The sequence below is a fragment of the Buchnera aphidicola (Neophyllaphis podocarpi) genome (assembly GCF_964059055.1).
Classification (GTDB): domain Bacteria; phylum Pseudomonadota; class Gammaproteobacteria; order Enterobacterales; family Enterobacteriaceae; genus Buchnera_M; species Buchnera_M aphidicola_A.
Genome location: NZ_OZ060386.1, coordinates 166,870 through 180,928 on the forward strand (window position 1 = coordinate 166,870; position 14,059 = coordinate 180,928).

Annotated in this window: 12 protein-coding genes; 6 read left to right on the forward strand and 6 right to left on the reverse strand. The window is 23.5% G+C overall.

Annotation, left to right across the window (positions count from 1 at the left end):
- The first annotated feature begins 43 nt into the window (after window positions 1-43).
- The 3 genes from prfA to sirB1 all read left to right on the forward strand — a co-directional run bounded on the left by prfA (window position 44) and on the right by sirB1 (window position 2,861).
- Window positions 44-1,120 (forward strand): peptide chain release factor 1, encoded by a 1,077-nt coding sequence (gene prfA / locus AB4W60_RS00785; protein ID WP_367676245.1) that lies wholly within the window; start codon window positions 44-46, stop codon window positions 1,118-1,120.
- A gap of 2 nt (window positions 1,121-1,122) precedes the next feature.
- Complete coding sequence (gene prmC / locus AB4W60_RS00790; protein WP_367676246.1) at window positions 1,123-1,953, forward strand: peptide chain release factor N(5)-glutamine methyltransferase; 831 nt, start codon at window positions 1,123-1,125, stop codon at window positions 1,951-1,953.
- A gap of 95 nt (window positions 1,954-2,048) precedes the next feature.
- Window positions 2,049-2,861, forward strand: a complete 813-nt coding sequence (sirB1, locus tag AB4W60_RS00795; RefSeq protein WP_367676247.1) for an invasion regulator SirB1 — start codon at window positions 2,049-2,051, stop codon at window positions 2,859-2,861.
- A 95-nt stretch (window positions 2,862-2,956) separates the two neighbouring features.
- Here the strand turns inward: sirB1 and nadE are convergent, their stop codons facing one another.
- Window positions 2,957-3,760 (reverse strand): ammonia-dependent NAD(+) synthetase, encoded by an 804-nt coding sequence (gene nadE, locus AB4W60_RS00800; RefSeq protein WP_367676319.1) that lies wholly within the window; start codon window positions 3,758-3,760, stop codon window positions 2,957-2,959.
- A gap of 63 nt (window positions 3,761-3,823) precedes the next feature.
- Between nadE and AB4W60_RS00805 the strand changes: the two genes are divergently transcribed.
- Window positions 3,824-5,029, forward strand: a complete 1,206-nt coding sequence (locus AB4W60_RS00805) for an acetate kinase (RefSeq protein ID WP_343188781.1) — start codon at window positions 3,824-3,826, stop codon at window positions 5,027-5,029.
- Between the two features lie 142 nt (window positions 5,030-5,171).
- On the opposite strand, the gene yfaE is transcribed toward AB4W60_RS00805, so the two are convergent.
- The 4 genes from yfaE to gyrA all read right to left on the reverse strand — a co-directional run bounded on the left by yfaE (window position 5,172) and on the right by gyrA (window position 11,544).
- Window positions 5,172-5,447, reverse strand: a complete 276-nt coding sequence (yfaE, locus tag AB4W60_RS00810) for a class I ribonucleotide reductase maintenance protein YfaE (protein ID WP_343188782.1) — start codon at window positions 5,445-5,447, stop codon at window positions 5,172-5,174.
- Window positions 5,437-6,567 carry a class Ia ribonucleoside-diphosphate reductase subunit beta gene (gene nrdB / locus AB4W60_RS00815; protein WP_343188783.1) on the reverse strand — a complete coding sequence of 377 codons (1,131 nt, stop codon included), beginning with the start codon at window positions 6,565-6,567 and terminating at the stop codon, window positions 5,437-5,439. The genes yfaE and nrdB overlap by 11 nt, the downstream gene beginning before the upstream one ends.
- Before the next feature lie 72 nt (window positions 6,568-6,639).
- Window positions 6,640-8,925 carry a class 1a ribonucleoside-diphosphate reductase subunit alpha gene (nrdA, locus tag AB4W60_RS00820; RefSeq protein ID WP_367676248.1) on the reverse strand — a complete coding sequence of 762 codons (2,286 nt, stop codon included), beginning with the start codon at window positions 8,923-8,925 and terminating at the stop codon, window positions 6,640-6,642.
- Between the two features lie 48 nt (window positions 8,926-8,973).
- A complete protein-coding gene (gene gyrA / locus AB4W60_RS00825) occupies window positions 8,974-11,544 on the reverse strand; it encodes a DNA topoisomerase (ATP-hydrolyzing) subunit A (RefSeq protein WP_367676249.1) in 2,571 nt (856 codons plus the stop codon).
- 281 nt (window positions 11,545-11,825) lie between these two features.
- Here gyrA and AB4W60_RS00830 point away from each other — a divergent pair, with 281 nt between their 5' ends.
- On the forward strand, window positions 11,826-12,560 hold the full coding sequence (locus AB4W60_RS00830; RefSeq protein ID WP_367676250.1) for a DUF2076 domain-containing protein: 735 nt from the start codon (window positions 11,826-11,828) through the stop codon (window positions 12,558-12,560).
- Between the two features lie 49 nt (window positions 12,561-12,609).
- On the opposite strand, the gene AB4W60_RS00835 is transcribed toward AB4W60_RS00830, so the two are convergent.
- On the reverse strand, window positions 12,610-13,203 hold the full coding sequence (locus tag AB4W60_RS00835; protein WP_343188787.1) for a peroxiredoxin C: 594 nt from the start codon (window positions 13,201-13,203) through the stop codon (window positions 12,610-12,612).
- 173 nt (window positions 13,204-13,376) lie between these two features.
- Between AB4W60_RS00835 and ung the strand changes: the two genes are divergently transcribed.
- The gene (gene ung, locus AB4W60_RS00840) at window positions 13,377-14,027 is read left to right on the forward strand and encodes a uracil-DNA glycosylase (RefSeq protein ID WP_367676251.1); all 651 of its coding nucleotides are present in this window, start codon (window positions 13,377-13,379) and stop codon (window positions 14,025-14,027) included.
- The last annotated feature ends 32 nt before the right edge of the window (window positions 14,028-14,059 follow it).

The following is a 14,059-nucleotide window of genomic DNA, read 5'->3' on the forward strand; positions in this document are numbered from 1 at the left end:
ACAATAATATTAAAATATATTAAACATCATAATAAATAATTTTATGAATATTTCTATTATAAAAAAATTAGATACATTGTTAAAACGTTATAAAAAAATTCAATTTATGTTAACTAAATTAGATAATATTTCTAATAGAGACATATTTCGTTCATTATCTAAAGAATATGTACAATTATCTTCTGTATGTAATTGTTTTATTGATTGGAAAAATAATGAAAAAAATATTTTAGATGCAAAATTGTTACTTAAAGATAACGAAATGTATAAATTAGCTCATGAAGATTTATTAATATCTTTATCTCGTAAGTCTATTATAGAACAAAAGTTACAATATTTTTTGCTTCCTAAAGATCCTTTAGATGAACTTAGTTGTTTTATAGAAATAAGAGCTGGAACTGGAGGTAATGAAGCTGCTATTTTTGCTGGTGATTTATTTAGAATGTATACTCGTTACTCTGAGCTTAATTATTGGAAAGTTAAAATTATGAATAAAAGCGAGGGCGACAAAGGTGGTTTTAAAGAAATAATTATTAAAGTAACAGGTAAAGGTGCTTCTGGTAATTTAAAATTTGAATCAGGTGGTCATAGAGTGCAACGTGTACCTCAAACTGAATCTCAAGGAAGAATTCATACTTCTACTTGTACTGTTGCTGTAATGCCTGAAATACCTAAAACTGAGAGAATAAATATTGTTAATAGTGATTTAAAAATTGATACTTTTAGATCTTCTGGAGCAGGAGGTCAACATGTAAATACTACAGATTCTGCAATTAGAATAACACATTTACCAACAGGTCATGTGGTTGAATGTCAAGATGAAAGATCACAACATAAAAATAAATCTAAGGCTTTATCTATTTTAGCTTCACGTATTCATGCTGCAGAATTGAATAAAAAACGCATGGAAAATGCTTCAATGAGAAGAAATTTATTAGGTACAGGTGATAGATCAGATAGAAATAGAACATATAATTTCCCTCAAAACAGAATAACAGACCATAGAATTAATTTAACTTTATATTGTTTAGAAGAAGTCCTGCAAGGTAAAATGGATGTTTTGATTAATCCTATTATTCAAGAACATCAAGCAGATTTGTTAGCTTCTCTTTCTGATTAATAATGAAAATTAATAAATTTATAAAATATATTATTAATAAATTTAATATTCTAATATCTAGATTAGATATTGAATTAATTTTAACTTTAGTATTACGTAAATCTCGTACTTGGATTATTGCTTTTGATGATATAAAACTGAGCAATATACAAATAAAACTCTTAAATTATTTTATTTTTAGAAGATGTTTAGGAGAACCTATAGCTTATTTATTAAATAAAAAAGAGTTTTGGTCTTTAAGTTTTATAGTATCTAAAGATGTTTTAATTCCACGTCCAGAAACTGAAATTATAGTAGAAAAAGCTATTAGTATAATAAAAAAATCTTACAAAAATTATATGGTATTAGATTTAGGTACGGGATGTGGTGCTATAGCTTTGTCTATAGCTAAAGAAAGAAATAATTGTTTTGTATTAGGAATTGATATATCTGAAAAATCTATCATTATATCTAGAAAAAATGCAATCAAATTAAAAATTAAAAATGCTAATTTTATTGTTAGTAATTGGTTCAGTAAAATTAAAAATAATGTATTTAATTTAATTGTAAGCAATCCTCCATATATTGATATATATGAAAGAAAATTAATTTGCGGGGATTTGCTATTTGAGCCATTAGCAGCTTTAGTTTCATATAATAAAGGATTATTAGCTATAGAAAATATTATTAGTCAGTCTAGACAATATTTATTTAATAATGGTTGGTTAATTATCGAACATGGTTGGAATCAAAAAATAGCTGTACAAAAATTATTTCAAAAATACGAATTTGAAAATGTTAAAACTTATAAAGATTATAGTAAATTAAATCGAGTAACTGTAGGTAAAAAATAATGATAATATATCTGTTTAGAAATATTTAAATTCTATGTAAAAATTTTTTAATATCATTTATTTATAGTTTTTTGATAAGTTAAGGGATCTAAATTATGAAATCTTTTTTAAATATAAATTTTTCTAAATCATCTTTATGTGAGTCTATTATTGCTACTTCTAAAGTAATTAGAGAAGATTTCTCTTCTGAGAGTGTTTGTATAGATTTAATTAAACTTGTAGAAGATGCTAAAATATATGTATTTTCAGAAAAAAATGAATATAAAAAATTAGAAAAACTTCTAGAATTATTTTATACTAAATGGAATTTTGGTGGAGCTAGTGGAGTTTATAATTTGTCTGATTTACTATGGATTGATTATGTATTAAAAACACATCAAGGAACAGCTGTTTCATTAGGAATAATTTTATTACATATTGCTGAAAAATTAAATTTGCATTTAGTTCCTATTATATTTCCTACTCAGTTAATTTTAAAATCTAATTTATCATCTAATAAAAATTTTTTTTTAATTAATCCTTTGAATGGAGAGATTTTAAATAATCATATATTAGAAGTTTGGTTAAAAGGAAATATTAGTCCTACTGCTAAATTATATAAAAATGATTTAAATGATGCTAAACCATTATCAGTGATCAGAAAAATGTTAGATAATTTAAAATCTGCATTAATGGAAGAACAGAAAATGGAATTAGCATTAAATGTTAGTAATGTAATTTTACAGATTGCTCCAAATGATCCTTATGAAATTCGTGATAGAGGTTTAATTTATGCTCAATTGGATTGTGAGCATGTTGCTTTAACTGATTTGATTTATTTTGTTGAAAATTGTCCTGATGATCCTATTAGTGAAATAATAAAATTACAAATTCATGCTATTGAACAAAAAAAAATATTATTACATTAAATAATTATTTAATACTAAATTTATAGTATTATATATTTGTTATATAGACAGTCATATTATTGTATATGAGTCACTGTCCTTTATTTTAATATTTATTAATTTTCAATACATTTTATTGGTAGTTTTCTTTTGTGTTTTGTTTTAATGAATAGATATTCTATTTTATTTGCTATTTTTTTATCTATTATTTTACCTTCTAAAAAATCATCTATATTTTTATATTTTATTCCTAAAGCTGTTTCATCAGGTAATCCTGGTTTGTCATCTTCTAAATCAGCAGTAGGGATTTTAGAATATAATTTTTTAGGACAATTCATGTATTTTAGTAGATTTTTTACTTGTCTTGTATTTAAATGAGATATCGGGCTTATATCACAACCCCCATCACCATATTTTGTAAAAAATCCTGTGGCTAGTTCTGATGCATTACTAGTACCTACAACTATACCGTTATATTTTCCTGCAATAGTATATTGAACTTTCATTCTTTCTCTTGATTTTTCATTACCTAATAGATAATTAGAAATCTTAATTCCTGCATTTTCTAAGGATTTTTTGCTATTAATTACAGAGTTCTTGATATTTATATTAATTATTATATCTGGATTAATAAAATTTAATGCCATCTTACAGTATTCTTCATCTAATTGTTTTCCATAAGGCAATCTCAATGCTATTAATTTAAAATTTTTATTTTTAGTTCTTTTTATTGCTTTTTTACATAACTTTCCTACTAAAGTAGAATCTTTTCCTCCGCTTATTCCTACAATTAAAGCATTAATATTTTTGTTATTTAACAAAAAATTTTGAATAAACTTAATACAATTTTCAATTTCTTCAAAAGGGTATATAATTGATTTTGTTTTTAGTTCTTTAATTATTTTTTTTTGCATTTTTATATTTATTTTTATTAAACATATTTCATTATAACATAAGTTTTTAAAAATTTTATAAGGCTTCTTATGTCAAATAAATTTATTTTAGTTATCAATTGCGGAAGTTCGTCTATTAAATTTGCTTTATTTAACATTACTAATAAAAAAAAAATTTTGTCAGGTTTAGCAGAACGTCTTTTATTAGAAAAATCTAATGTTATTTGGAAAATTAATAAAACCAAACATCAAAATTTAATTGTTTCTAAGGCATCTCATAAAAATGCTTTGGATTTTATTATTAATAATATTTTAAAGAAAAATATTTATCTCTTTAAAAATATTATTGGTATAGGTCATAGAATTGTTCATGGAGGCAATAAAATAACAAAATCTTCAATTATTAATAATAAAATAATTAAATTAATTAAAGATGCTATAATTTTTTCTCCTTTGCATAATCCAATTAATCTAATAGGAATTTATGAATCTCTTAAAAATTTTCCTCATTTATTTAATAAAAATGTCGGGGTTTTTGATACAGTTTTTCATAGAACTATACCTAAAACAGCACATATATACGCGATTCCTTATATGTTTTACAATAAATATAATATTAAACGTTATGGTGCTCATGGAATTAGTCACAATTATGTGATGAAAAAAACTAGTAAAATATTAAATAAAAACTTAAATTCTTTAAATATTATTATTTGTCATTTAGGTAATGGTTCCTCTATTTCTGCAGTTAAAAATGGAATATGTGTAGATACTTCTATGGGCTTAACTCCTCTGGAAGGATTAGTGATGGGTACTAGAAGTGGTGATATTGACCCTTATATAATATTTTATATGAATAAAATACTTGGTTTTAATATGAAAAAAATAAGTAATATATTAATTAATAAATCAGGTTTATTAGGATTAAATGGTGTTAGTAGTGATTGTAGATATATAGCAAAAAATTATTATTGTAATAAATTAGTTAAATTATCATTAGATATTTTTTGTTATAGATTATCTAAATATATATCAAGTTATTTTGCAATTATGGTTGATAGACTAGATGCAATAATTTTTACAGGAGGTATTGGTGAAAATTCATATTTAGTACGCGAGAAAAGTTTAAGCAAACTTGCTTTAATGGGAGTTTTTTTAGATAATGAAAAAAATATTAAAATTTGCAAAGGCAAATATGGATTAATTAGCAAGTTAAATTCTATTCCTGTTTTAGTTGTTAAAACTAATGAAGAATTAGCTATTGCTGAAGATACAATTAAATTAATACTTAATTAGCTTTTTTATTTTATATGAGTTTAAACTTTTATTTAAATTTATATCTAATATTAATAGATAGTTTTTATAATTTTTGTTTTTTATACTTTTACCTTTATTTTACAAATAAAATATATTTTAAATATAATCATATAAATAATATTTATATTTTTAATATTATATTATTTATTCCTATACAACAACATGGAAATATTTCTTTTCTAGATAATTTAGATGCTAATATTACAACATTATTAGGATAATATATTTTTCCACTAATTAATATTATTCTACAAGATCCACAGTATCCTTTTCTACATTGAAATTCTATATTAATTTTATTTTGTTCAAGTATATCTAATATAAAATTTTTTTTTGGAATGTAATTTATAATTTTTTTGTTTGTTTTTATAGTATAAAATTTTATTTTATAATTCAAAATTTTCAAATTCTCTTTTATTATAAGATGAGTCAATTTGTCCTGTTAGGTAAGAACTAATTTCTGTTTCTTGAGGAGCTACCTGAACGTTATCTGATATTAACCAGGTATTGATCCAAGGGATAGGATTATTTCTAATTTTAAAAGGTAATTCTAGTCCAATAGCTTTCATTCTAGAATTAGTTATGTATTCTATATACTGACATATAATTTCTTTGTTTAAACCTAACATAGATCCATCTTTAAATAGGTATTTTGCCCATTCTTTTTCTTGATTTGCTGCTTTTTTAAATATTTTAATACATTCTTTTTTTGATTTTTCTGCAATTTCTTTCATATTTTCTAAATTATTATTTTGATTAAATAAATTAATTATGTGTTGTGTTCCTGTTAAGTGTAAAGCTTCATCTCTTGCTATTAATCTAATAATTTTAGCATTTCCTTCCATTAATTTACGTTCTGCAAAAGCAAATGAACATGCAAAGCTTACATAAAATCTTATTGCTTCTAGTACATTCACACTCATTAAACATAAATATAATTTACTTTTTAAAATATTTATATTTATATTAATTTTTTTATTCTTAATAACATGAACTCCTTCTCCGAAAATATTCCAATAATTTGTAAATTTAATTAATTCATCATAATAAAAAGAAATATCATACGCTCTGTTTACTATATTTTTGTTATTTACTATATCTTCGAATATGGATGAAGGATCATTTACTAGGTTTCTTATTATATGTGTATATGATCTAGAATGAATAGTTTCAGAAAAAGACCATGTTTGTACCCATGTTTCTAATTCTGGAATTGAAATTAATGGTAAAAATGCTATATTAGGACTTCTACCTTGTATCGAATCTAATAAAGTTTGGTATTTTAGATTACTAATAAATATGTGCTTTTCATTTTTTGGCAAATTAATAAAATCTATTCTATCTTTTGATAAATCTATTTCTTCTGGTCTCCAAAAAAAAGAAAGTTGTTTTTCTGTCAATTTTTCAAAAATTTCATATTTTTGTTGGTCATATCTTGCTATATTAACAGGTTGGCCAAAAAACATTGGTTCTTTTAACTGATTATTTTTTTTTTGCGAAAAAGTAGTGTAATTCATATTAAAAACTTATTCCATTATTTATTTTCATAAAATATATTTTATATTATTTCTGTAAATAGTAAATAAATATTATATTTTGCAAGAACCGCTTTCACAATTATCATATGATAATTTATCTAATATGTCGTTTTGTTTATCTTCTGCTCCATCACGAGTATTTTGATAATATAATGTTTTTAATCCTAATTTATATGCAATTAATAAATCTTTAATTAATTGTTTAATAGGAATTTTTTTATTTATAAATTTATTTGGATCATAATTAGTATTAGCTGATATTGATTGATCAATAAACTTTTGCATAATACCTACTAACTGTAAATATCCATTATTGTTTGGTATATCCCATAACAATTCATATTTATTTTTTAATTTTTCATATTCTGGTACTACTTGACGTAGTATTCCATCTTTTGATGATTTTATACTAATATATCCTCTAGGAGGTTCAATTCCATTTGTTGCATTAGAAATTTGTGAAGATGTTTCAGATGGCATTATTGCTGATAATGTTGAATTTCTTAAACCATATTTTTTGATTTTATTTCTTAGTTTTTCCCAGTTTAAATGTAATGGTTCCAAGCATATTTTATCAATATATTTCTTATAGTTATCTATTGGCAAAATTCCTTTTGAGTAATTTGTTTCATTAAACCATGAACATTTTCCTTTTTCTTTTGCTAGTAAACACGATGCTTTTAATAGATAATATTGTATAGATTCAAAAGTTTTGTGTGTTAAATTTTTAGCGCTTCCATCTGAATATTTTACTCCATTTTTAGCTAAATAATATGCAAAGTTTATAACTCCTATACCTAAAGATCTTCTTTTTAATGCTCCTCTTTCAGCAGATATTATTGGATATTCCTGATAATCTAATACTTCATCTAATCCTCTTACTATTAAATTTGATAGTTCTTCTAGTTCTTTTAAATTTTTAATAACACCTAAATTTATAGCAGATAATGTACACAAAGCTATTTCACCATTTTTGTCATTTATATTTTTTAGAGGTTTTGTTGGTAATATAACTTCTAAACATAAATTAGATTGTTTTAATGGTGCTATACTAGGATCAAAAGGACTATGTGTATTACTATGATCTACATTATGAATATATATTCTTCCTGTAGAAGATCTTTCTTTCATTAACAATGCAAATAAATCTATTGCTTTTACTTGTTTTTTTCTTATTTTTTTATCTTTTTCGTATTTTTCGTACAATTTTTTAAATTTTTTTTGATCAGAAAAGAAATATTCATATAAATTAGGTACATCTGATGGGCTAAATAAAGTTATTAATTCATCTTTTATCATTCTTTTGTACATTAATTTATTAATTTGCAAAGCATAGTCCATATGTCGAACCCTATTTTCTTCTATTCCTCTATTATTTTTTAATACTAGTAAATTTTTTACTTCTAGATGCCATATGGGAAAAAATAATGTTGCAGCTCCTCCTCTAACTCCTCCTTGAGAACAAGACTTCACCGCCGTTTGAAAATGTTTATAAAAAGGAATACATCCTGTATGAAATGCTTCTCCATTTCTAATAGAACTACCTAAAGCTCTTATTCTTCCCGCATTAATTCCAATTCCTGCTCTTTGTGATATATATTTAACTATACTGCTTGCTGTTGCATTAATAGAATCTAAAGTATCATCGCATTCTATTAATACACATGAGCTAAATTGTCTAGTAGGAGTTCGAACACCAGACATGATAGGAGTTGGTAATGAAATTTTAAATGTAGATATAGCATTGTAAAATTTTTGTATATATTTCATTCTGATTTTTTCTGGATATTTTGCAAATAAACATGCTGATATAAGAATATATAAAAATTGTGCACTTTCATAAATCTTACCATTTATTCTATTTTGTATTAAATATTTTCCTTCTAATTGTTTTATAGCAGCATAAGAAAAATTCATATCTCTACAATGGTCTACAAAAGAATTCATAGTTTTATAGTCTGCTATAGAATATTTTTTTAATAAATTTCTATCATATTTTCCTATTTTTACCATATATTTTACATGATCATATAATTCTGGAGGTTCAAATTTTCCATAAGCTTTTTTTCTTAAATGAAATACAGTTAATCTTGCAGCCATATATTGATAATCTGGTTGACTTTGAGATATTAAATCAGCTGTAGATTTTATAATAGTTTCATGTATATGTATAGTTTTTATACCATTATAAAATTGTATATGGGATCTTAATTCAACCTGTGAAACAGATACATTTTTAAGACCTTTAGCTGCCCAATTAAGAACTTTATGAATTTTATCTAAGTTAATTTTTTCTTTTCTTCCATCTCTTTTAGTTACTAATAAACTATCATTCATTTTTTTACCTATATTTATTTATTCCTCAAGTAAAATTTAATAATTATATTATAGTAATATTTGTGCTTTATTAATAATATTTAATTTAGTCAAACAGGATTCAGCTACTCTCTGCAAAGCAACTACATTTTCTTTATCAGTTGTTCTTATTAAGATGACTCCTTGAGTGTTTCTTTTTAATACTCCTACTTCAGATACTCTGATTCTTACTAAAGTTCCAGCATCTGTGATAATCATAATTTGATCTTTTTCGAAAACTTGTATTGCGCCTACCATTTTACCATTTTTTTTAGTTATTTTTATAGATATTACTCCTTGTGTAGATCTAGATTTAATTGGATATTCTTCAATTTTAGTCCTTTTACCATATCCTCTTTTTGTTATAGTAAGTATATTTCTATTATCTCTAGGTACTATTAATGAAACTACTCTATCATTTTTCGATATTTTAATTCCTCTCATTCCAGATGCATTACGTCCCATATTTCTAACTTTATTTTCATGAAATCTAACAACTTTACCTAGAGACGTAAATAACATAATATGATCATTTCCGTTAGTTAATGCTACACCTATTAATTCGTCATCTTCTCTTAAATTTAAAGCTATAATTCCTGCGCTTCTAGGTCTACTAAATTGATGTAGAGAAGTTTTTTTTACTATTCCGTGAGATGTTGCCATTAGTATATTGATATTATCTTTATATTTATTAATTGGTAGAATTGCTGTTATTCTTTCTTTAGAGTTTAAAGGTAGTAAATTTACTATTGGTTTACCTCTAGCTATTCTGCTTGATTCTGGTAATTGATATACTTTCATCCAATATATTATTCCTTTACTAGAAAAACATAATATTGTATCATGAGTATTTGTTACTATTAGTTTATCAATAAAGTCTTCTTCTTTAATTCTTGCTGCTGATTTTCCTTTTCCTCCTCTTCTTTGTGCTTCATAATCTGATATAGGTTGATATTTAACGTATCCTGAATGTGATAATGTGACTACTACATCTTCTTTATTTATCATGTCTTCTATATTTATATCTATAATATTTTTATTTATTTCTGTTTTTCTTTTATCTCCAAATGTTTTTTTAATATCAGTTAATTCTTGTTTTATGATGTTTATCATTTTTACAGGATTTCTTAATATTAATTTTAGTTCTTTTATTTTTTTAATTAAACTATCATATTCTTTTATGATATTTTGTTGTTCAATTTTAGTTATTTTGTTTATTTTTAAATCTAGTATTTTTTCAGTTTGTTTTTCAGAAAAATAATATTTATCTTTTGTGATGTTTTTTGCTTGTTTTTTACTTTTAAACAATTCTATTTGATTATTTTGAATTTTTTTAATTATACAATTATTTATTTTCCATCCTTTAGATAATATTATTTTTCTCGCTTCTTTAACTTCTTTAGTTTTTTGTATTAATTTTATTATATAATCTATATTATTTATAGCTATCATTATTCCTTCTAATGCATGAGCTTTATTTTTAAATTTCAATAACTCAAATATACTTCTTTTAGTTATTATTTCTTTTCTATGGTTAATAAAAGACTTTATAATTTTTTTTAAAGACATGATTTCCGGTCTGCCTTTGTTTAAAGCAACCATATTTATTCCAAAAGAAATTTGTAATTGTGTTAGAGAATAAAGATTATTTAATACTACTTCTGGAACTGATTCTTTTTTAATTTCTATTATGATGCGCATTCCTTCTTTGTCTGATTCATCTCTTAAAGCACTTATTCCATCTATCTTTTTATCTCTTATTAATTCAGCTATTTTTTCTATTAATCTTGATTTATTTACTTGATAAGGAATTTCTTGGATAACTATAATTGTTTTTTTATTTTTAGAATTAGATTCTATTTTATGACGAGACCTTATATAAATTTTTCCTTTACCTGTTTTATAGGCTGATATTATTCCTTCTTTTCCGTTTATAATACCTGCTGTTGGAAAATCAGGGCCAGGAATGTGTTCCATTAGCTTATCTACTGAAATATTATTATCTTCAATAAATGCTATGCATCCATTTATAATTTCTTTTAAGTTATGCGGAGGAATATTAGTTGCCATACCTACGGCAATACCTGAAGCACCATTAATTAATATGTTTGGTATTCTTGTAGGTAATACTTCAGGCATTTTTTCTGTTTCATCATAATTAAATACAAATTTAACTGTATTTTTTTCTAAATCACTCAATAATTCTTTTGCTATTTTAGACATACGAACTTCTGTATATCTCATAGCTGCTGCAGAATCTCCATCGATTGATCCAAAATTACCTTGACCATCAATTAACATATATCTTAAAGAAAAAGACTGAGCCATTCTTACAATTGCTTCATATACAGAAGTATCTCCATGAGGATGATATTTTCCAATAACATCACCTACTATACGAGCTGATTTTTTATACGGTTTGTTATGTTCATTATTTAACATATACATTGCGAATAAAACTCTACGGTGTACAGGTTTTAGTCCATCTCTAACATCTGGCAATGCTCTACCTATAATTACTGACATAGCATAATCTAAATAAGAATTTTTTAACTCTTCTTCAAGATTAATTTTTACAACTTCTTTAGTAAGATTATTCATACAACTTTTCTCTTAACTAATATTGAGTTTTATAAATTATTAATATAAAGTATAACATATTGAATTTACTCGGTGAATGAAAAAAAAATCAATTATTTTTCTTTTTTTTAAAAATTTTGATCTAATTTTTTATAAATAAAAATTTATTTTTAAATAAAAGATTAATAATATATTAAAATTATTTTTTGTTTTAGATATATAGTTTTTATTATATAATCAATTGATTTAAGTTATTTATTTCTTAAAGTTAAATTAAAATAAATATAAATAGAGAATAAATTATGCATAATGAAGAAATAAGTTTAATAAAAAATCTTTTTTATAGATTAAAAGAAGCTGAAATTAGTTCTAATTCTAGGGATCAGAACGCAGAAAAAATTATAAAAAACTTATTAGATAATCAACCAAATTCTCCTTACTATATGATTCAAACTATTTTGATACAAGAAGAAGCTATTAAAAAATTAAATGCAAAAATTAATCTATTAGAAAACAAAATTATATCATCTAAATCTAAAACAAATAATAAAGGTTTTTTTTCTAATATATTTGGTCGAAATAATAATGAAAATGATACATTCAATAATAAACAATATTATCCTAATAATTTAATTAATACTGAAAATAATACTCCAACGTTACAATCATCTGATGTTTCTAGTAATTCTTTTACAAGAAATCCGCGAGGCGTTTCTTCTATTGTTGGTAGCAACAATAATAATAGTTTTTTAGGAAATGCTTTACAAACAGCTACTGGTGTTGCAGGCGGAGTAGTTATGGCTAATATGTTAACTAGTCTTTTTCATAACTCCAAAAATGATGATTCTTCCAATTCAGTTAATGAATCTTCATCTGCTACTCATTTAAATAATAATGATGATCATTACTCTAATTCTTTACCCGAAAATAATACACATAAAGATTATTGTGCATTTAGTGATGATGATAATGTCAGTGATAGTTCTGATATTAATGATTTTAGTGAAGTTTATGATGATGATGATAATTTAATTTAGTTAATTAGAAAACTAGGATAGAAAAATCTATCCTAGTTTTCTTTGTTGTTTAATATTTTTCTCTTAAGTATTTTACTATACCTTCTTGCGAAGCTTTTATTCCTTTCTCTCCTTTTTTCCATTCAGCAGGGCAAACTTCTCCATTATTTTGATGAAATATTATGGCGTCTATCATTCTGATAATTTCTTTTACATTTCTTCCATAAGGTAAATCATTTACTGTTTGATGACGTATTATTCCTTTTTGATCTATAATGAAAGATGCTCTAAAAGCTACACTCATACTAGGATGTTCTACTCCATATGATTTTTGAATTTCTTTTTTAATATCAGATACCATGATATATTTTATTTTTCCTATTCCCCCATTATGTATATCAGTATTTCTCCATGCATTATGAACAAATACTGAATCACATGAAACCCCAATAATTTTTGTATTTCTTTTTTCAAACTCTCTAATTGATTTATTAAATGTAATAATTTCAGAAGGACAAACAAATGTAAAATCCATAGGCCAGAAAAATAATACAGATATTTTATTTTTAGTGTATTTTTTAAAGTTAAAATTGTTAACTATATCACCATTTTCTAAAATTGCATCTGCATTAAAATCTGGCGCTTTATTAGTTACTAGTGTCATTTTTGCTCCATATTTCAGTTTTATATAAGTTTAATTATAATAAATATATTATTTCATATTTTTAAAATTTTTTAAAATAAAAAATTTTTGATATTTTTTAATATTTGATTTAAAATATTTCTCATAACTAAAATATAGCATAACTTTATTATGTATAAAATGAAGAATTTTACTTGGAAAAAATTACTACAACCAGAAAAAAAAAAAAATATTTCAATGAAATTATTAATTTTATAAATTTAGAAAAAAAGCATAAGATAATTTATCCTCCTAATCATAAAATATTTTATTTTTTAAAGATAACTGAATTTTATAGAGTAAAAGTTGTAATAATAGGTCAAGATCCTTATTATCAAACAAATCAAGCTAACGGCCTAGCTTTTTCTGTACCTAAGGGAATTAAAATTCCTCCTTCTTTAATTAATATATATAAAGAATTAAGTAACGATATTCTTGGATGGAAATTTCCTAATCATGGATGTTTATATAAATGGGCTATTCAAGGTGTTTTTTTATTAAATACTATTTTGACAGTTGAACATGGAAAACCTTTTTCACATTCAAATGTAGGATGGAATTTTTTTACAGATTATATAATTAGTTTGATAAATAAACATTTAACTGGAATAATATTTTTGCTTTGGGGATCTAAAGCTCAAAAAAAAGTTAATTTAATAGATTCTAATAAGCATTATATTTTAAAATCTTCTCATCCTTCACCGTTAGCAGCTCACCGTGGATTTTTTGGATGTAAGCATTTTTCTAAAGTTAATAAGATATTACTTTTAAATAATCAAAAAAAAATTGATTGGTCATTAATTTAATATAATAATTTAAATTATTATATTAAATTAAT

Excerpts from the sequence above, each read along its gene's own strand:
- AB4W60_RS00830 (WP_367676250.1), top strand. The coding sequence starts at position 11,826 with ATGCATAATGAAGAAATAAGTTTAATAAAAAATCTTTTTTATAGATTA.
- sirB1 (WP_367676247.1), top strand. The coding sequence starts at position 2,049 with ATGAAATCTTTTTTAAATATAAATTTTTCTAAATCATCTTTATGTGAG.
- prmC (WP_367676246.1), top strand. The coding sequence starts at position 1,123 with ATGAAAATTAATAAATTTATAAAATATATTATTAATAAATTTAATATT.
- AB4W60_RS00835 (WP_343188787.1), bottom strand. The coding sequence starts at position 13,203 with ATGACACTAGTAACTAATAAAGCGCCAGATTTTAATGCAGATGCAATT.
- nrdB (WP_343188783.1), bottom strand. The coding sequence starts at position 6,567 with ATGAATTACACTACTTTTTCGCAAAAAAAAAATAATCAGTTAAAAGAA.
- prfA (WP_367676245.1), top strand. The coding sequence starts at position 44 with ATGAATATTTCTATTATAAAAAAATTAGATACATTGTTAAAACGTTAT.
- gyrA (WP_367676249.1), bottom strand. The coding sequence starts at position 11,544 with ATGAATAATCTTACTAAAGAAGTTGTAAAAATTAATCTTGAAGAAGAG.
- AB4W60_RS00805 (WP_343188781.1), top strand. The coding sequence starts at position 3,824 with ATGTCAAATAAATTTATTTTAGTTATCAATTGCGGAAGTTCGTCTATT.
- nrdA (WP_367676248.1), bottom strand. The coding sequence starts at position 8,925 with ATGAATGATAGTTTATTAGTAACTAAAAGAGATGGAAGAAAAGAAAAA.